18 protein-coding genes are annotated in these 17,972 nt (G+C 49.3%); 11 read left to right on the top strand and 7 right to left on the bottom strand.

Annotated elements, in window-relative coordinates; all coding sequences use genetic code 11:
• The first annotated feature begins 149 nt into the window (after nt 1–149).
• The 3 genes from ACLHIL_RS06575 (at nt 150) to ACLHIL_RS06565 (ending at nt 1,671) form a co-directional block, all read left to right on the top strand.
• Nucleotides 150–554, top strand: a complete 405-nt coding sequence (locus ACLHIL_RS06575; RefSeq protein ID WP_411297163.1) for a hypothetical protein — start codon at nt 150–152, stop codon at nt 552–554.
• A gap of 62 nt (nt 555–616) precedes the next feature.
• The gene (locus ACLHIL_RS06570; protein ID WP_411297162.1) at nt 617–1,048 is read left to right on the top strand and encodes a hypothetical protein; all 432 of its coding nucleotides are present in this window, start codon (nt 617–619) and stop codon (nt 1,046–1,048) included.
• Nucleotides 1,045–1,671 carry a DUF6036 family nucleotidyltransferase gene (locus ACLHIL_RS06565; RefSeq protein ID WP_411297161.1) on the top strand — a complete coding sequence of 209 codons (627 nt, stop codon included), beginning with the start codon at nt 1,045–1,047 and terminating at the stop codon, nt 1,669–1,671. Before ACLHIL_RS06570 ends, ACLHIL_RS06565 begins: the two co-directional genes overlap by 4 nt.
• Nucleotides 1,672–1,760: 89 nt before the next feature.
• Here the strand turns inward: ACLHIL_RS06565 and ACLHIL_RS06560 are convergent, their stop codons facing one another.
• Entirely contained in the window at nt 1,761–2,126 is a 366-nt protein-coding gene (locus ACLHIL_RS06560; protein WP_411297160.1) for a glutaredoxin family protein, read from the bottom strand.
• Between the two features lie 194 nt (nt 2,127–2,320).
• On the opposite strand from ACLHIL_RS06560, the gene ACLHIL_RS06555 reads away from it, so the two are divergent.
• Nucleotides 2,321–2,749 (top strand): hypothetical protein, encoded by a 429-nt coding sequence (locus tag ACLHIL_RS06555; protein WP_411297159.1) that lies wholly within the window; start codon nt 2,321–2,323, stop codon nt 2,747–2,749.
• Complete coding sequence (locus tag ACLHIL_RS06550; RefSeq protein WP_411297158.1) at nt 2,736–3,461, top strand: nucleotidyl transferase AbiEii/AbiGii toxin family protein; 726 nt, start codon at nt 2,736–2,738, stop codon at nt 3,459–3,461. The genes ACLHIL_RS06555 and ACLHIL_RS06550 overlap by 14 nt, the downstream gene beginning before the upstream one ends.
• A 57-nt stretch (nt 3,462–3,518) precedes the next feature.
• Here the strand turns inward: ACLHIL_RS06550 and ACLHIL_RS06545 are convergent, their stop codons facing one another.
• The 5 genes from ACLHIL_RS06545 to ACLHIL_RS06525 all read right to left on the bottom strand — a co-directional run bounded on the left by ACLHIL_RS06545 (nt 3,519) and on the right by ACLHIL_RS06525 (nt 8,214).
• Entirely contained in the window at nt 3,519–4,292 is a 774-nt protein-coding gene (locus tag ACLHIL_RS06545; RefSeq protein ID WP_411297157.1) for a Fic/DOC family protein, read from the bottom strand.
• Nucleotides 4,282–4,467: a hypothetical protein gene (locus ACLHIL_RS06540; RefSeq protein WP_411297156.1), complete on the bottom strand. Its 186-nt coding sequence runs from the start codon at nt 4,465–4,467 to the stop codon at nt 4,282–4,284. The genes ACLHIL_RS06545 and ACLHIL_RS06540 overlap by 11 nt, the downstream gene beginning before the upstream one ends.
• 93 nt (nt 4,468–4,560) lie before the next feature.
• Nucleotides 4,561–5,520, bottom strand: a complete 960-nt coding sequence (locus tag ACLHIL_RS06535) for a hypothetical protein (protein ID WP_411297155.1) — start codon at nt 5,518–5,520, stop codon at nt 4,561–4,563.
• Nucleotides 5,521–5,530: 10 nt separating this feature from the next.
• Nucleotides 5,531–7,372: an ArdC-like ssDNA-binding domain-containing protein gene (locus tag ACLHIL_RS06530; protein ID WP_411297154.1), complete on the bottom strand. Its 1,842-nt coding sequence runs from the start codon at nt 7,370–7,372 to the stop codon at nt 5,531–5,533.
• A gap of 11 nt (nt 7,373–7,383) precedes the next feature.
• Nucleotides 7,384–8,214 carry a tyrosine-type recombinase/integrase gene (locus tag ACLHIL_RS06525; RefSeq protein ID WP_411297153.1) on the bottom strand — a complete coding sequence of 277 codons (831 nt, stop codon included), beginning with the start codon at nt 8,212–8,214 and terminating at the stop codon, nt 7,384–7,386.
• Nucleotides 8,215–8,858: 644 nt separating this feature from the next.
• Between ACLHIL_RS06525 and ACLHIL_RS06520 the strand changes: the two genes are divergently transcribed.
• From ACLHIL_RS06520 to ACLHIL_RS06495, 6 genes are all read left to right on the top strand, one after another.
• Nucleotides 8,859–9,353, top strand: a complete 495-nt coding sequence (locus tag ACLHIL_RS06520) for a hypothetical protein (RefSeq protein ID WP_411297152.1) — start codon at nt 8,859–8,861, stop codon at nt 9,351–9,353.
• A gap of 158 nt (nt 9,354–9,511) precedes the next feature.
• Nucleotides 9,512–10,789: a hypothetical protein gene (locus ACLHIL_RS06515; RefSeq protein ID WP_411297151.1), complete on the top strand. Its 1,278-nt coding sequence runs from the start codon at nt 9,512–9,514 to the stop codon at nt 10,787–10,789.
• Entirely contained in the window at nt 10,786–11,517 is a 732-nt protein-coding gene (locus ACLHIL_RS06510) for an ABC transporter ATP-binding protein (protein WP_411297150.1), read from the top strand. The genes ACLHIL_RS06515 and ACLHIL_RS06510 overlap by 4 nt, the downstream gene beginning before the upstream one ends.
• Entirely contained in the window at nt 11,514–12,149 is a 636-nt protein-coding gene (locus ACLHIL_RS06505) for a hypothetical protein (protein ID WP_411297149.1), read from the top strand. Before ACLHIL_RS06510 ends, ACLHIL_RS06505 begins: the two co-directional genes overlap by 4 nt.
• A gap of 450 nt (nt 12,150–12,599) precedes the next feature.
• Nucleotides 12,600–14,732: a hypothetical protein gene (locus tag ACLHIL_RS06500; protein WP_411297148.1), complete on the top strand. Its 2,133-nt coding sequence runs from the start codon at nt 12,600–12,602 to the stop codon at nt 14,730–14,732.
• Nucleotides 14,732–15,379 (top strand): ABC transporter ATP-binding protein, encoded by a 648-nt coding sequence (locus tag ACLHIL_RS06495; RefSeq protein ID WP_411297147.1) that lies wholly within the window; start codon nt 14,732–14,734, stop codon nt 15,377–15,379. The genes ACLHIL_RS06500 and ACLHIL_RS06495 overlap by 1 nt, the downstream gene beginning before the upstream one ends.
• Before the next feature lie 185 nt (nt 15,380–15,564).
• Here the strand turns inward: ACLHIL_RS06495 and katG are convergent, their stop codons facing one another.
• Nucleotides 15,565–17,787, bottom strand: coding sequence for a catalase/peroxidase HPI (katG, locus tag ACLHIL_RS06490; protein ID WP_411297146.1), 2,223 nt, complete (start codon nt 17,785–17,787; stop codon nt 15,565–15,567).
• Between the last annotated feature and the right edge of the window lie 185 nt (nt 17,788–17,972).

The raw sequence follows: 17,972 nt of genomic DNA, 5'->3' as shown, positions 1-17,972 counted from the left end.
CGCTACAACAGGGACGGCGAGATTGTGCTCCGGTTGCTGTTCGCTGTCTAGTGGTTATTGCTAACAGTGATTGGATGGATGGAAGAAGATTCATGCTGTGGTAGTGTTGCGGTGGTGTGGTTGTCATGAGATAACTATGGAGTTGGACCGTGGCACGTAAAACAATGAAAAATAAAAGTGAACTCGGCGCGATTGCCCGTGAAGTTCTTGCTGCCGATTTTGAGGCTATCGAGGTCAAACAATTTCTCGTAACCGAATTAATCCGAACTTATGATGAACTCGTTGATCCGCTCAACACTCTAACGCACGTCTGCGAAGAACTTGCACGACTCGGAATCAACCGCTCAGAGATCAACCAGATTCTCAATCTCGAACATAGCCAAAGCAAACTGACCTCACTAGGAACCTTCACTCTCTATGGCTACCCCAAATCTATTGATGAGCCCGCCGAAGATCACAACACTTCACATCCAAACAACGATCCCCTGCAACCGTTAGACGATACCCAATTTAGTGACACTACTGAATCGGCACACAACCGAGAAAACGATTGATACTCGCACTCGTCTATGAACGTGCAGTGACATAAGATGAGCATAGAAACGAGGTGAGATAGATGAGCGTGACATATACCTTCGACGATGTATGCGATACTGCGATAGACGTCGAGACAATCGCTACTGAAGGTGGCTGCCTCAATGATTTATGGCGATTCGGTATCCTGCAAACGATCGACCTGTATCAAACCGCTATCAACGATGACGGGATCGAGGGCGGGATAAAAGTGTTCGCCCGTGAGCCTATTACCTCGGTTTCTGAAATCAACTGCGGCTATGCAGCGTTAGCGAACTACTTCGCTAACCGCGACGGTTGGAACGCCCCCGAATGGGCCAACCGCCCCTGCCGCTGTACTGCCCCGTGGTTTCCCGCCCAACGCCCCGAATACCCCTTACCCCAGCGAGTGATAAAACTTTCGATTGAGGAAACACCTGATGAATTCCGTCAACGCAACATCTTTATCACTCTTGACGACCTGATACGAGTATGACTGACCTATCCGCAGATACCATGAGGAAGATCTTCAATGATCTTTCCCTAGCACTCGAAGAAAAGAATATTAGCGCAGAAGCATTCATTGTCGGCGGCGCGGCAATGGCTTTAGCCTACGACCACACTCGCACAACAAGAGATATCGATGCGGTGTTTTCTCAAGGACAGATAGTTCATCAGCTCGCTAATCAGCTACGCGAAACTTACCATCTTCCCAAAAACTGGCTCAACGACGCAGCCAAGGGATTTATGCCCGGGAACGATAAAGAAGCCAAGGTCATTTTCCATACCGCTAACCTCACCGTTTCAGTAGCATCACCACGCTACATGCTTGCCATGAAACTGTTTTCAGGACGCCCTGGACGTGACTATCAAGATGCAGCACTATTGGTAAACCAGCTTGACCTATCCTCGGTTGAACAATGCGAACAAATTCTCCAAGAATACTATCCTCAACGACTATTACTGCCTAAGCATCAATATATCTGTGCCGAAGTCTTTGACATATCTAAATACATCCGACAAGCACCATCGAGAACAGAAGTAATCGACCATAACGAAGAGAATCATTCCCGATCTATCATGCACGCACATAAGCCACGGAAGTATCCGCGCCGGTAAAGCCTCAATAGGCTAATAGCATAAAACAACGGTACCGCCTGAGGATGTGTGTGTTGGAGCGGTACCGTTGTCTTTGCTCAGCAATGGGACTACCTGTGAATCAGTTTTTTCGGATGTGTTCTATCGGGATTCGACATGTGCTGTGTCGCCGCTGCAGCTTTACGGATCAGATCTGGCTTATAACCTGACCAGCGTCGGACTTCCCCATTAATCTCAGCTTCAACTACGGGCGCTGTCAGAAATCCCCAGGATTTAAGCTCGTCCCGTTTGGCATGTTCGATGCTGAGATCGACCTGATTCACATGTACCCCATGCCGTTCAAAAGCTCTGAGTGTTGCTGAGCATTGAACGCAGCCAGGCAATGAATAGAGAGTAATCACGACAAGACCTTTCATATAAAAAGTGGCCCCGCCTGCAAAAAGGCGGGGCCACAAAAATGATTTGCCTTGCTTCATACAATCCTATTCAGAATTGCGACCAGCGTTTGAAATCCGCTTCTGTCCAGCATGGGCATACTCATCTTATACACATGTATCTTTTCATGTCAATATATTATTCTTTTATATTTTTCTATATTCTGTTTTGCTTATCTATAGGATTCCATAACAAGGATGGGTCCAGTAAGCTAGTAAGAACAGAAGGAGGGGCTATGGTGCAGTACGTAACCGATATTCATGCGCTGAACCTTGCCTCTAACACTGAAACAACCGGAGATTGGCACGCTAGCGCGATTCAATGGCGCAAACTTTATATCGCGGAAAGTGACAACTCGCTATTCGGTCTATGGGGTATCGAACTCAACTCTCCCCTACCTATCCGCGAACATGAAGGTCAGCGATTTAACATTGCGAACCATCTACGCGCACTACTCGATATCATCGCCGCTGGGCGCTTTCCTATCGCGCACGGAATGCGTAAAGATTACATCGGAAATGATGCCTACAACGACACCATCTTCAGTAAGGTACTTCTACTGCGCCATCAAGACAACTGGCCAGATATAGACGCCTTCATGCGCAAAGAATACGGTCTATCATGGATGATATATCTCAAGCAGGCACACAATGACATGGCATGAGCAGCACAGAACGATTCAGGATCAGTTCCTACGCTTTATTGGCGGCGATAGCGGGCTAGTTCTCAAAGGCGGCACTGCTCTTATGAAGTGTTATGGCTTAGATCGTTTTAGTGAGGATCTTGATTTCGATGCAATGTGGACGGGCGTTTCAACCATCCGTCGAGTGCAGAAATTCTGCGCTACCTACGGCTATGAGATCTCAATACGTAAAGATTCGCCATTTGTTCAACGAGTAATGGTTCATTATGGTAATCCATCCCATCCATTGAAGATCGAGACGTCTAGCCGTGATATTCCGATAGACAACAATCTCGTGACAATCATTAATGACATCCAGGTCTACACTCTGGATTGGCTCGCAGTTTTGAAGGCTAATGCATTTTTATCACGTGACACTATCCGCGATTTGTATGACGTATCGTTCTTAGTTCACCACTACTACGAAGATTTATCTCTCATACCGCGCCAGCAACTTCGTGCTGCTTTTGCTGTCAAAGGTCTTGAGCAGTTCGATGTTGTGCTAGCGACAAATGACGATGAACTCATTGATAGCGATAAGCTCATTGAGTCATGCCTACTCGCCCATGAGAAGCTCGGTATTACCACTAGTGATGAGGAAAAGAATCTTTCCGCACACATTCAGCTCTGGCATGAGCTAAACGAGGGTAAACATCAGGTATCTCCCAAACATTCACCGCGCCACAGCCGGTAAAATAGCGCATATCCACCAACCATCCATTTTGATGGGTAAGGGCTGCCCGATGAGTAGTTAGCGTCGGGGTCGGTGCTTCTTTTGGGGCTTTATACTGCTTTCTGTGATGTTAATGTGTCTCTCCAGGAAGCGCCGTTGCACATAGTCACCGATATTGCTCTTGGTGTAATGGTCTGCAAGCCTGGGATTGCCTGGGTAGATAATCTTGTTAAGCACCTCGGCCAGTGCCGCATTACTGCCAGTATCTTGAGAGTAAAAGCGTGCTGCAACAAATTCTCCACGCAGCGGTTCTTGAGATAGTTTGTGGACTGGAATAGGGTGTCCGGCTTGTTCGGCTAGTTGGGAAAAGAACACTGACTGAGTGCGAGTGTTACCCTCTCTAAATGAGTGAACGACGTTTATTTCACCCCAATACTCAGCCAGTGCTTTCACGAAATCCTGCCGGTCAAGCCCGCGCAAGCAATTATCTGCACCAAGACTATCGAATAACCGCTCAGCTTCGCGGGTTAATCCTGGACCAGGCGGATAATACCTGTGCCCGCCCTTGACCATGCCAACGTGACGTTCTTGACCAGCCCACGGATAGACATCTTGGAAAACATGGCGGTGGATGGCTTTGAAATGCTCATAGGAGAAATCCTCAGCAAGCGGTTTATCGAGCCATTCAATAGCGCGCACCATCGTAAAAGCCGTCTCAACATTTTGCAATACTTCGCCATCGCGAATATCGAATTTGTTAATGAGGCAGCCGCACCCCGTGATGGGATCTATGGTTTCAGGGTAGAAATACGATTCCCATGTGGGATACTCGTTCCCTTCACTAAGCAACATATTTATCTAATACAATCGCGCGGTATTCCTCCATCGTCATCTCATGGCGGGCAACCTTCAGAAGAAAAGGACGCAGATCTTCAGGCACATATCCGGTTGCTAAGCGCACGCATCCCATCGCTTCGTCAACGATTTCTTCATCAGTTTTTCGAGTGTTGATCTCTGTGCTGCTCATCGTTTCTCTCTCCCTTCTAGTGGTTCAATTATACTCGTCTTATTGGCTGTTTACTAGAGTAAATCCTGGGATAATCAACGTTTTCAGGTTGTTCTAGTCTGATTTCATATCCTGGGATTCTCCGATGTTTAGCTCCTGTTTCTCGCCGTCAAGAGAAGTGAATGTACCAATAAGAAAGCCATCATTTTCCTCAACGATGCTATCGATGCGAACCTGGACTAACGTTTTATCTCGTTTGCGAACGCTCACTTCATCGCCTGCAGCGAATCTTCTGCCTTTCACGTAGTATTTTCCAGTATCCAGGTCCTTAACGAATCGGTTTTGCGTATTGCGGTTTACTCGGACAAAGCTGAATCGTGCTGTTGTTTTGTTGGTATTTTCATCAGTTTTGAGTACTTCTGTGATCTTTATTCGCCGAGTTTTTCCTGATCGGGTTTTGACATTAAGGTATTGCCCTTGTGCAAGATTGGGGCCTATAACTACCCATCTGTTGTCTGGGGTATAAGTGAAGCGGGTTTCGTTTTCGCCTATGGATTCTGGCCAGGCATAGTAGGCTCTCATGGTTGTGTTGTCGGCTGAGATAATGTCTTGGACTATCACTTTGTGGGTTGAGTTGTTTCGCGTGGTTACGGTGACTGTTTTACCTGGGGTGAGGTTTTGCCCCTCGATTATCCATCCATAGTTGTTATCGAAACGGAATATGACCATTCTTGAATCGAGCATTAATTCCGGCTGTTTATCCGTGAAGTCTACGGGGGCGATTGTCCATACTGCTTCACTATTACCGTTTCTGTTTTCCCGTCGGTAAGGTGTGATGAAGATTTTTCCTGCGTTCTTCAGGTCTGATCGACGGCGTCGGTAGTAATTATTCCCCGCGTGTGGCCACTGTTCTTCTACGGCGATTTCTTCGAGTTCTGAGTCCGTCATATCGCCGTGAGTATCGAAGGCAGTCAGTATACGTTGGTATTCTCTTTCGATATCAGACAGTCTTGCCGCAGCTTTATGAGAAGTATCCGGGTCATTATGTCTCGCCCGATATGCATTGCTGGTCATGGTTTTCTCCTTAGCGTCGTGTGCGTGAGCGGTTTTTGGATTGTTTATGGGTAATGTGTTTTTGGTGTTCGCGTTCTGGTTCTCGTGCTAGCTCTTTTTCTTGTGTGAGGATTCTTTCTGGCCAGACGGCTTCGATAAGTGTGGTCGATCCTTGCATGACGTTCGTTAGTGCTGTTTTGACTTTTTCCGGATCGCCGCCAGCCCATCGAGCGATATATCCGATGGAGTATTGTGAGGTATCAATACCCGATACTGAAGCGACGATATAGGCTACTGATTCGGCTTCAATTTCGTATTGTCCGCGATGGCGTTGATAGTCATGAATATTTTCATGAAGAACCAGGTGAGCGCATTCATGGATGAGGGTTTTGAAGCGCTGTTGTTGTGACATCTCTGTTCGTATCACGATTTCTTTATTGATCGGATCAGTGTAGCCCTTGATTCCATCTGATAGTTGTGTTCCAGGTTTATCGCGTAGTGTGTAGCCACGTTTTTCAATGAATGCTGTTAGGCGTTTCCATACTTCACTGTTGCCCTCACCTTCTAGGTCGTGCGCTATCCACGCTTTTGGTGCTTCTGGTAGTGGTGCTCCGTAAGTTTGCGAGGCAGAAAAGACGCTAATGGCTTTGAATCCGACAACTGTTCGCCGCCATTCAATAAGTCCGTCATCTATCGTTGATATATCTGCGATATGATCTCCGCTTTCGCGATTGAACGGCAGCTTTCGTGTTATTGGCGCGAAGATTCGGATTCCCTTTTGCCCTTTGACAACTTTGCGGCCTTCTTGCTGCCATTTGTTGTATCCGGCTACGGGTTCTCCAACAGGTATTCCTCGTTTGTATTGTTGCATTGCGATAAGCATTGCGTTACTGAGTGAATAGGAGGGCATTCTCGCAATGAAGTCTAGAACGGCTTTCCAATCGGCAGCATTGGTTGACGCAGCTAGTTGTTCTATCTTTTCGACAAGTTGATTGTGAAGATGCTCGACGAGTTTTTCACGTTCAATCTGGTCGAGATTGCCAACACCGCTTGCCCATAGCGTGTTATCCAGATCGTTAGGAGCCAGCGGATCGAGGTTTTGGCGCACCTCACCGCTATCACCCTCGATTTCGCTAACATTTCCGCCTCCAGCAACATCACTCCAAACCAGATCATTTTCTGGCTGCGAGACGTAAAGTTGAGATGGCTCTATCAATTCCCCATAGCGATACCATTCTTCCTTGACAACATTTCCGTTTTTGTCATAGCAGATATAGGCTGGGCTATCCTCGCGGTGATAGTTCCCGTGATTACACCAGGTTTCTCTTCGGATCGCACCATTGTCGTAGTATTCGATAATTGCTGGGGCGTTATCACGGTGGGCTTGCCCATCGTCATACCATTGTTCTTTACTTATTTTTCCGTCTGGGAAGTATTGGATGTAAGCCGGTAGATCATTGTCTCGTTTTTCTCTGTCAAGTTGGACCCATAGTTCAGAGTAGAGTCGCCCCTCAGAGTCATAGTGAATACAGGCTGGGCCATCCTCACGATGATATAAATACCCTTCTATTGACCATTCTTCGCTCTTGATCTTTCCGTTATCGTGATACGCAATCCTTGTTGGTCTTCCATCGTGAGCGGGATACCAGTATTCGTCGATGATCTTTCCGTCAGGGAGGTAATAGATAAGAGCTGGCCCATCCTCGCGATAGGCACTGCCATGACGTATCCATTCTTGCTTAACTATTTGCCCTTCGGGGGTGTATTCAGTGAATGCTGGTCCATCCTCACGATGGAGTTGACCATCATCATCAAGCCATTTTTCTTCCCATATCTGCCCCTCTGACCAATACTCTCTTTCAACTTTAGCCATTGTCATTCTCCTTAGATTGCTATTGCTTCTACTGCTGTGCGCATTCCGCTTTCGGCAGTGCGCACGTAGCGTTGGGTAGTGGACACATCGGCGTGCCCAAGAAGGTTTTGAACAGTGAGCAGATCGTTATTGACTCGATATGCTTGAGTGGCGCAGCGATGCCGAAGCGTGTGTAACGTCCATGTTTTCGGCAAGAATTGTGCAGCGAGTTTAGAAATGTATCCTGGAGATAGATGCCCATCATGCTGCCCTGGAAACAAGTATCCCGTGAGAGGATCGCTACGCTGCTCTATATCCTCAGCAAGATTTCCTGGTAAGGGAACTATCCGGATACGTCCCCCTTTGCCATTAACTGCCAGGGCAGGTCCGAAAAGGTCACTGCATAGATCTTTACGATTCACCTGTGCAATCTCACTAGCTCTTAATCCGCATGAGCCGGCTAGCCGTAAGATTAATTTCATTCGGTCATCAGCTCGTTGGATTGCTTCAGCTAAAACTTCTTCTGGAATTGGTCGTGCTGGCGGTATCGGACGGCGAACGCTAGGCAAATCTGCCGCCGGATCAGCTATCCCGTGAGTTACTGAATACCAGTGAAAGAATTGCCTGAAAGTGCAGTATTTCGAGTGCCGCGTTTCGGGTTTCCACTGTTTTTGCGAAGCCCAATTAATAATTACATCCTCAGTAACTTCACCTGGCGATAAACCGATCTCACGACCAAAAGTCCGTAAGACTGCAACGCGAGTAGTCACAGTCCGCCGCATCCGCCCAAAAGCTACAAGGCGTCGAGCAAATGCATCAATTTCTTTTTCCCATTCTTCAGGGGCTAACTGCGGTTTTAACATGCATTTAGTTTGATAAAAGGCCACGCCAAATATAAGGCGAAAAACAATAAATACATCATATTGAAATACATCGGCATAACTAGATAACTTCCAAGAAGAAACTATTTCCCGCATACCTGCCACCTCATTACAGACATTTCCCACAAAAGTATGCGATGTGACACAATTAACACACTAATTAAGAGTTTGCTTAATCCGGAGGTCGTAGGTTCAAATCCTGCCCCCGCCACTAAGCGAAATTCAGCCTTGGAATCTAGTGATTCCGAGGCTGTTTCTATATCTAGGCGATAGGCATTTTCGCTTGGAAATAACTCAGAAACTGACACCTGAAGAAACTGCGCAACGTGATAAATATTCGTTGCATCCCCTGGCATATCAGTCTCGCTACGCCAGGGGCGCTCCAATAGGGCAAGGCCACCCAATAACACGAGCTACGCCACACCAGACCCCACCAAACACCCTAAGGCTAAAACATTAACCACACATTTTGCCCTATAACCCAGGGCTACAGAGGCCTACCACTGCCCTATTACCACGTCGAAAGACCGCTATCGCGGTCGAGCGATGCCGCGGAGGCGAATCGCTCTCAGCAACCCAAATAAGACGGGCTGCCGACTCGCCCTCCATTACATTTGGAGGTCATTATGAATACTTTTGAATTCGCTCGCGAATACGTCGCCGCACTTGATGAGGCGTCGATCTCTCGATTTGTCTTGTATCGTGTGTCCCCTGATACTCAGACCTATCTCGATCTTGATCCGAATTTGAACCGCCATATTTTAGAGGCGCACCCGCAGATGATTTTTGCCAAAAATACCCCGCAAGTTATTGATAGCTCCGATCCTGATGAAAATATTTCTCTCGATGAGATTTTGGGTGATGGTACGCAGATGAATCAGATCACCACCCCGCGTACTATCTCGGCGCTGTCTCGGTGGCTCAACGCTCACAGTGATGAGCAACTGTTTGCTATGCTCACCGACACGTTTAAGGTTCGCGGCGCGCAAGTATCAACACTGCAAGAAGTTATTGAGTCTCATGTGGGCGCAACGCATTTTGCTATGCTCGTTGTTAATGAGATTGCTAATCCGTCGGCAAAAAGCTTAGAGAAACTGTTTACCACCCTCGGCTATACATAGATCCGCAAAGCTAAACAGCATTTCCACCGCCCCACCCTACCCCTCGACCAATACCGACTTATCCAGAATTCCCTATACGAAGCGCTCGAAAATGGTAGTGTTCGATTACCAGGTTCAACGAGGAAGTTGTCAACGGGCAATACACTTAGGGAGCGCTTGTGTTCACATACCGCTATCCACGCCGTACATACGCTTTAGCTTCCCTCGCCATGATTGTGGCGTGCCTGGTTTTCATGTTCGCCTTAAAGGACCGTATCTTAGATTCCTATAACGGGGTGACTCCACTGTTATGGATTTTTATTACCTTTATTAGCGGTCCGATTTCTGGCATATCCGCCGCACTAACAATAACCCATCTCAGAGCTGACGAGAATGCCATATCGAATACCACACCGCGCTCTTGGATAGCGCTAAAACTCTGCGACTTATTGGTTCGGTACACAACGCTTGCCTTAATGCCGTTCTGCCTAGCGTACCTACTCGCGTTAGCCGCTTCTAGCATTACTACTCATCGCGGTCTTTTAGATCTTGGCTACATCCCATCTGCACTGTTATTTACTGCTATACCTGTAATCGTTGGCGAGATTATTGCAACGATTATTTCTATCCAGCTTATCGCCGTTCTCGCATCACTAATCCTAGGTACGTTCCTCGGCATTTACGCAACCAACGCGGTATCTACTATAAATAATTGCGATACCTGGAATCCTGCTATCTATCGCCTCATTATCCCTTGCTTAACGATCGGCATACTAACGCTACTGATCGGCTACATTTACCATTTCACTTCACACCCCAAAACGACATTTTCTCTACAACTCGCGCTAAGCGCCGCATTATTCATTGTTTTCTTTCTTCATTCCGGAACGCCACTATCGACCATGCGCCACCCCACTGCATCAAATTTCTTCTGCAATACTCACGGCAAAGATACGATCTGCGTCTGGAAAGAAAGCGACTACAAAGTACCGGCTTTTACTAAACAAATAGAGCGTGGAAATCTGCTATTAACTCTAGCTGGCAATCCACCTAAGCCCGCCCTATTTTTAGAAACCGGATTAGAACCCGTTAAAGATAATCTGCAGAATAAGAGCACAATTGAGGACACTTTCACTCTCGGTGCGCTAGGCGGGAATGAGAACCCTTGGGTATCTGCACAAATGATTGCCGGACCATATCTCGATAAATTACTGGCCGACGTTCACTCCTGTAATGATACGGATGATGCTCGCTGGGCTTTGATGGATATTACTACCAACTATGTTTATGGCGACATTACATTCTCTGGCTATTCCTCAGAAAATGTAACCAACGATAATGCCGTCGCCCGACTTGGCCAAAAATGGGCAGGATATACCAACGAGCAAATAGTCCAGGAACTTATGCGCATGGTCGATGAATACCGCACTACCTGTCAAGTTAAGGATCTATCATGAGCACCACCGCTATTAATCTATGCAATTTCACCCAAGGCTACGGAAAACACACGATCTTTAATGAGCTATCCCTACAGATTCCCAGCGGAGGGGTGATCGGACTATTAGGCCCAAATGGCGCAGGTAAAACCACTCTTTTAAAAAGCATAACAGGAATTCTCAAGCCTAAAGCAGGAACCGTCACTATCATGGGCAGAGCAATGAGCAACGCTCATGAGCGCCGCCTCGCCTTGCAAGATCTCAGTTTCCTTCCACAAGACTTTTCTGCTGATCCAGCTCTCACCGTGCGTCAATTCGTTGAATATAACTTGTGGATGAGGACTTTCCCGAAGAAACAGATTGCCGACGCCGCAGCTCACGCCATTGAGCGCGTTGATTTAACAAAAGACGCAAACAAAAAGATCCGCGCCCTATCAGGGGGTATGCGTCAACGCACTGGTATTGCCGCGGCAATCGCAGGAACGCCTCAGCTTATTATTCTTGATGAACCAACCGCAGGCCTTGATCCAGAACAGCGCGCCCATTTCCGTCAGTTACTATCACAGCTCAACTCGACCATATTGCTATCAACACATTTGGTAGAGGACGTCGAATCCGCCGCACAGCACCTCGTTGTTCTTTCTGAAGGCAGAGTCGTTCATAACGGCTCATCTGAGGTATTAGTCCAAGACGGAGATCGTTCTGTGCGAGGCTTAGAGCAGCGCTACATTGAGCTACTTCGCGCGTGATGATTATGGACTTTCCACCGCTCGCTTTCGTAAAAACACGGAGATTTGGCTCGGCAGTGCTTGCTTCTCTCGTACTTATTGCTGCCTTTGAAAGTTTCTATACCGAGTCTTTTGGTACTCCGTCTTTTGATTATGCGTGGGATACCGCGTTTTCCTATTTCCTCGGACCTTTCCTTGGTTGTATCTGCGCGATAGTTGTCAATTCTGTTGCTCCACACATGGAAACTCTTGCGGTAGCCCCTATTCGATTATTTCGAGCCGCACTGACGGTGACGCTGTGTGCTATCCAATGGCTCGGGATCATCCTTATGCGCTTTGTAGCAAATGCTTTTCTCCTCCAGGTGCCGATCAGTGAAAAAGATTTGCGAACTCTTCTAGTATCAACTCTCGCTTTCCAAGCTATCGGTATGTGTTCTGCCTGCTTGTTTTCCTCCCTTAAAGTGGAGATTATTCCAATCCTTGCCCTGCTTATATGTGTGGGATTTGGCTACAATCGCGATTCTTCCCCGCGCCCGTACCATATCCTTGTTGCTCATACGCCAACGACGGCTGGAATCGCCGTCGTTTTATGGTTCATCGGAATCGGTTGCCTGTTAACCGTCACGCCCTCGCTATTAGAAAAGAAAAGCTAATTAACACGCACATTAGAAGCAAAGCGGTATCTCTACAGCAAGGGCGTCGTGACAACAAAACAGTTTCTCTCTCCCCCCCCCCCCCAAAAAAACTCCTACACAGAATAACTCCGCCCTACGCAACAAGGTGGTAACCCTCATTTCCTGCACTGCGCTAAACAGCGATCCGGCTCATAATGAAAATACCCGTCCACAAGCCGTATAAACCCTCTATCGCGGGGGGGGAGGTAATTTCCGCTCATAGCGGCAGCCAGAGGCATTCTCTGGCATCTCTAATAAACAATCCCTCGCAGCTAACCTCCACAGCTTCCCCGCATAAGTTCATAGTTCCATAGACGGATAGAAACGCTATCCGTAGCTTTCCGCAGAGTATTTAGAATACCTACAAGCACATATAGCGAGAAATGCTTAAGTATCACATAGACGTCTTATCCGATGGAGGGTGGTCACATGAAAAATTGCCTACGCCCTATCGGAATCTCGATTGCAACTACTGTATTTCTCACAATGATGTGCGTTTTTGCTATTGCCAGTATTTCTTTTGAGCTTTCCTATCGGGCTACTATCGCCAGCTCGCGTGCTCCGCAATACACAGAAAACCTGGAGCATGCGGGGCTGGCTTACCGTATCGACAATACATTTCTCGACGGAAACCTACTGACGATCCTGTACTACGAGCCCCTTTCCGATCACACACCTCCTCCCCCAGGTTTGGCCACCTGGCTAGAACCAGGTCATAGTGCGATCACCCAATCAGCTAGCGATATACGCTCCGATATTGAAAAACAGTTCGGTCCGATTGAGGCCACTATCAACAACAGCGTCACTCTCGATAAAGAGCTTCTTGTTTACGTCAGACCTCTTCATCATCAAGAGTTCGTTGATCTTGCCATTTCCCAAGATAAGGTCTTTCTCGCTTCCGGTTTCAGCACCGACGACGGAAGATTCCCTAATGTTCAGGGCGCAGCATTCGGATTCCCCAGCTACGAAAGATGGGCACAATACTTATTCCCTATTGCTCTGGTGACCTTAGTATGCCCGCTTATCGTATTAATTAGAGCAACTCGGCGCGATTTCCAGAATCATGTACACCACGATCTCGTTATTTTGCAATGCATTGGTGCTCCACGCCGAAAACTATATGGTTACTGCGTCTCAAAACTAGCTGTTCCCACCGCTATCGGGAGTTTTCTCGCGCTCATTATGCAACTCCTTTTCGCTAGCGGTTTTCTTCTCCTACCCATCTCTAAGCGGCATCTTCACTCGGCAGCATTCTTGCCACATCTGCCAACTTTGGTGTTCATCGAACTAGCGGTAATGGCATTTGCGTGCCTCTACATCACCAAACCTGCATTATCTATAACACTGCAGAGTCATTCGCATAATCGCAAAGCCCCGACGTGGCGTGGCATCGCGGTTTTCGCCCTCGGTATCGTCATTGCCGGAATATACAGCCTCACGGCTCTCACACTTCCCGCTTCACTCCTTCTGATTCTCCTCGTCCTTTCCATTTTCTGCGTCTCTATAGGGCTTTCTGCCACCCTCAGCGCTCTCGTTCAGCTCACCTCTCTCAGAGCCGCTAAACACAGCAAGGATCACCTCACAGCACTCTTTGCTCGCTGGGCTTATCGCAATGCCGACACTGCTTCACGCCCCGCAGGGCTTGCCGGAATCTTTATCATTATTGGCGTGCTACTCGTCGGAATATTTAACATCCTCGCCGATTCAACATCATCGCCAGCGCCACATGAACCTTCACTGCAGGTCACGAAGACGAAAGTTGTTTGCCCCGAGACGAACACCGACTGCGCCCTGAACGTAGCACAGAAAATCAACGAAGCCCTACCGCAGGCCATGATCGTATTTACCTCAGATGGAGGTGGCATACAGGTTCTTACTACGCCTGACGGAGCGCAACACAACCTCAGCTCTACCCTTGGTTCTCATCCTGCCACTAAGCCTGATCCGGATTTTAACCTCGACCTCGCCAGGTTCTACGTACAAAGCTATATAGCTCCTCGCCACGGCACCGGCAAACCAGACCTTCACCACACACAGCGCGCATATATCTACACGCTCACATCTGCCTCTATTTCACCCTTGGACAAAATCGAAGATATTGATTTCAGCGATTCAGTATTACCGCCTATCACAGAATTTGACGGCGAAAATTCACGATCTACTGCCGCGATCTACCAGCAACAAGCCTCCTGGCTGAGTATGTTTGCAGTATGTGCTTTTATCATCGGCATTAGCGTGACCTGGATTCAATTTTCCAAGGAAAACAGCCGGCAAGCCCGCGAACTCGCTCCAATTATTTCCTTAACAGGTAAACAAAAGCCAGTCGTGAGGGTTCTCCTGCGGCGCAATATCACCATTGGCATTACGACTGGGATTGCCGCAATAATTACCGGCGTCTATCTCTCCTATCAGATGTTGCGCCCCGCCAATGGCATCATCCCTTGGGAATTCATCGCGGTGATTACCGCGATTTATACCGTGATACTTTTCGCCCACGCATGGGCAAGTTATCGGCAGATTACCGTCGCTGCTAAATCATGGCATCCGGGAAAGGAAAGCTAATGTCAATCCTTGTATGTGACGATCTCGTATGCGGCTACGGCGGCGAACCACTGTTTTCTCCATTAAATCTTCGGATTGACGCCGGTCAAAGCGTAGCAATCACCGGCCGATCCGGCATCGGAAAATCCACCCTACTCCTGACGCTGCTCGGCATGCATCGCCCCATCTCAGGTATAGCGAGTGTTAACGGAGAAAACATACATTCCAAATCTTTCTCCGAACTAGCCCGCCTACGTTCCACAACGATTGGAACTGTTTTTCAAAATGGGGCGCTACTTTCCCAATACACTGCACTAGATAACGTCATGCTTCCCCGTCTGCTTTGGGATAAGCACGATGGCAATGTTGAACGTGAAGCGCGAGATCTGCTCCTCCAGCTTGGGGTTAATCCGCAGACTTTAGCTCAGCACTTATCCGGTGGAGAACGCCAACGCACTGCACTGGCGCGAGCGCTTATTAACAAGCCACAACTGATACTCGCCGACGAGCCAACCGGCGCACTTGATTTTGAGATGCGTGACGAGGTGATCGCGCTGATCTTCGACGTTGTTCGCCAACGTGGTTGTGCCTTGCTGCTGGTCACGCACGATCCAGAGGTTGCCCGCCAAGCAGACCGTACCGTAAAGCTGGTTTCTGCTCGGCCCTAAGCCAACCGAGCAGAAACCAGCTCACGGATCAGTTATGCACCGCCGCTAAATCTCTTAACATTCGCCGCGGTGTGCGTATTTGCTTTCTATCCGTGGCCTTGCACATACAGCAGGATCGCTTTCAGCGCAGTGCGAGTATGTTCGCCCGCCGTCTGAGGCGTTGCGGATAGTAACGGGGATCGCTTTTAGCGCACGTCAAAGCGATCCAGGTTCGTGACCTTCACCCAGGCTTTGACGAAGTCCTCAACGAATTGCTGTTGACCGTCAGCGCTGGCATAGACTTCAGCTACTGCCCGCAGTTCGGAATTTGACCCGAACACCAAATCCGCGCGAGTTCCGGTGAATACTACGTTCCCATCGCGGTCTTCTGCTTGGAAGCGGTGCTCGCTGCCGTCGATACCGTGCCAGGTGTAACGCAGATCCAGCAAATTTACGAAGAAATCATTGGTCAGCACGCCGGGGCGATCCGTCAGTACACCATCTTGGGAGCCATCCCAGTTGGTGCCCAGCACGCGCATACCGCCCAAGAGTACCGTCATTTGCGGGACGGAGAGGGTCAGCAAATTGGCGCGGTCAATCAGCATGTACTCGGCGCGGTTTCCTGCCACGCTTTCGTGCTGGTAGTTACGGAAACCGTCAGCCAGTGGCTCTAGGTAGCTAAATGACTTCACATCCGTTTGCTCTGCGCTAGCGTCGGTACGCCCTGGGGTAAAGGGAATATCGACCTCATAGCCGGCAGCCCGAGCGGCCATCTTCACGCCGGTATTGCCAGCCAAAACCACCAGATCAGCAATGGATACCTGCTTTTCACCAGCCTCGGCGTTGAACTGGGTCTGGATACCCTCCAGTACCTCCAACACTTTCGCCAACTGTGAGGGGTTATTAACCTGCCAGCTGCGCTGCGGTTCTAGCCGGATACGCCCACCGTTGGCACCGCCGCGTTTATCCGAACCACGGAAGCTCGCACATGCCGCCCAGCCAGCCGAAACCAGCTCGGAAACCGTCAGCCCACTGGCTTCGATGCGTTCTTGTAGCAGCGCAATATCTCCCGCGTCGATCAGTTCATAATCGCGGACCGGAATCGGATCTTGCCACAGCAGATCTTCCTGTGGCACTTCTGGCCCAAGATAGCGCGACTTCGGACCGAGATCGCGGTGGGTGAGCTTGAACCAGGCGCGCCGGAATGCTTCTGTCAGGGCTGCTTGGTCATTGCGGAACCGCAGCGAGATTTCACGGTAGATCGGATCTTCCCGCAGGGCAATATCCGAGGTGAGCATGCGCGGTTCACGCCGCCCACTGCCTTGCGCCATCGGCACCATATCCGAACCGCCGCCATCCTTGGGCCGCCAGTGGTAGTGCCCACCTTCACCTTTGACGCACTCCCACTCGTAGGCAAAGAGAATATGGAAAAACTCGTTATCCCAGCGGGTCGGGTGGTACGTCCACGTCACTTCCACGCCAGAGCCGATGGTGTCATTCCCGTTGCCAGTTCCGAAGCGATTCTTCCAACCGATGCCCATTTGCTCAATCGGAGCAGCTTCCGGCTCAGCATCGACGTAATCGCCTTCAGGTGCAGCGCCATGCGTCTTACCGAAAGTGTGCCCACCGGCGATAAGAGCAACAGTTTCTTCGTCATCCATCGCCATGCGCTCAAATGTTTCGCGGATTTCTTTGGCGGAGATGAGCGGATCAGGGTTGCCGTTCGGGCCTTCTGGATTGACGTAGATCAATCCCATCATGGTTGCGCCCAGCGGTTTTTCTAGCTGGCCCTTAGCGGCGAAACGCTCATCGTTGCTCAGCCATGTATTTTCTGATCCCCAGTAGACGTCATCGTCTGGCTCCCACACATCGGGGCGCCCGCCACCGAAACCGAAGGTCGGCATGCCCATCGTTTCAAGTGCGACGTTACCTGCCAGGATCATCAGATCGCCCCAGCTAATAGCCCGACCGTACTTGGCTTTGATCGGCCATAACAGACGCCGAGCGCGATCCAAAATGACGTTATCTGGCCAGGAATTGAGCGGGGCAAAGCGCTGCTGGCCGGTGCCGCCGCCACCGCGCCCGTCAAAGACGCGGTAGGTTCCGGCGGAGTGCCATGCCATGCGGATCATTAACGGACCATAGTTGCCGAAATCGGCTGGCCACCACTCCTGCGAGGTTGTAAGCAGTTCAGCAATATCCCGCTTCACTGCCGCCAAATCGAGGTTGTTAAAGGCGTGCCGATAGTCAAAATCCTTACCGTAAGGGTTGGCAACGTCGGGATTCTTCGCAAGGATTTTCAGGTTAAGGCGCTCGGGCCACCAGTCGCGGTTGCCAGTGCCACGGCTTGCAGGTGCGGCACCGTCGGCTGCTGACTCATGTGGGGTCTGTTCGCCGCTACCGTGAAATACTGGGCATCGATTTTCCATATCCATAGTCACTGCAGGTCCTTTCTGTGCGACCCATAGGGGAAAGTATGAACGCACGCGGGTGACGCCTTTGCTCCTTACTGACGTAGCAAATCGCGTATTGCCCGCGGAGTGACGAGGTGGTGGCTACGCGCAGATAGGCTTCGTATCCACCCTCACGTCCTGTTACTGAGAAGCATACCCTA

The sequence above is a fragment of the Trueperella sp. LYQ143 genome (assembly GCF_046599595.1).
In the GTDB taxonomy this organism is placed as follows: Bacteria; Actinomycetota; Actinomycetes; order Actinomycetales; family Actinomycetaceae; genus Trueperella.
The sequence above is the reverse complement of the archived record's forward strand: the minus strand, read 5'-3'. Positions and strand labels throughout refer to the sequence as shown.

Bases quoted from the DNA above. Each gene is read 5' to 3' on its own strand.
- ACLHIL_RS06525 (WP_411297153.1), bottom strand. From the start codon at position 8,214: ATGTTAAAACCGCAGTTAGCCCCTGAAGAATGGGAAAAAGAAATTGAT.
- ACLHIL_RS06510 (WP_411297150.1), top strand. From the start codon at position 10,786: ATGAGCACCACCGCTATTAATCTATGCAATTTCACCCAAGGCTACGGA.
- ACLHIL_RS06565 (WP_411297161.1), top strand. From the start codon at position 1,045: ATGACTGACCTATCCGCAGATACCATGAGGAAGATCTTCAATGATCTT.
- ACLHIL_RS06520 (WP_411297152.1), top strand. From the start codon at position 8,859: ATGAATACTTTTGAATTCGCTCGCGAATACGTCGCCGCACTTGATGAG.
- ACLHIL_RS06550 (WP_411297158.1), top strand. From the start codon at position 2,736: ATGACATGGCATGAGCAGCACAGAACGATTCAGGATCAGTTCCTACGC.
- ACLHIL_RS06545 (WP_411297157.1), bottom strand. From the start codon at position 4,292: ATGTTGCTTAGTGAAGGGAACGAGTATCCCACATGGGAATCGTATTTC.
- ACLHIL_RS06530 (WP_411297154.1), bottom strand. From the start codon at position 7,372: ATGGCTAAAGTTGAAAGAGAGTATTGGTCAGAGGGGCAGATATGGGAA.
- katG (WP_411297146.1), bottom strand. From the start codon at position 17,787: ATGGAAAATCGATGCCCAGTATTTCACGGTAGCGGCGAACAGACCCCA.
- ACLHIL_RS06500 (WP_411297148.1), top strand. From the start codon at position 12,600: ATGAAAAATTGCCTACGCCCTATCGGAATCTCGATTGCAACTACTGTA.
- ACLHIL_RS06535 (WP_411297155.1), bottom strand. From the start codon at position 5,520: ATGACCAGCAATGCATATCGGGCGAGACATAATGACCCGGATACTTCT.
- ACLHIL_RS06540 (WP_411297156.1), bottom strand. From the start codon at position 4,467: ATGAGCAGCACAGAGATCAACACTCGAAAAACTGATGAAGAAATCGTT.
- ACLHIL_RS06570 (WP_411297162.1), top strand. From the start codon at position 617: ATGAGCGTGACATATACCTTCGACGATGTATGCGATACTGCGATAGAC.
- ACLHIL_RS06495 (WP_411297147.1), top strand. From the start codon at position 14,732: ATGTCAATCCTTGTATGTGACGATCTCGTATGCGGCTACGGCGGCGAA.
- ACLHIL_RS06560 (WP_411297160.1), bottom strand. From the start codon at position 2,126: ATGAAGCAAGGCAAATCATTTTTGTGGCCCCGCCTTTTTGCAGGCGGG.
- ACLHIL_RS06555 (WP_411297159.1), top strand. From the start codon at position 2,321: ATGGTGCAGTACGTAACCGATATTCATGCGCTGAACCTTGCCTCTAAC.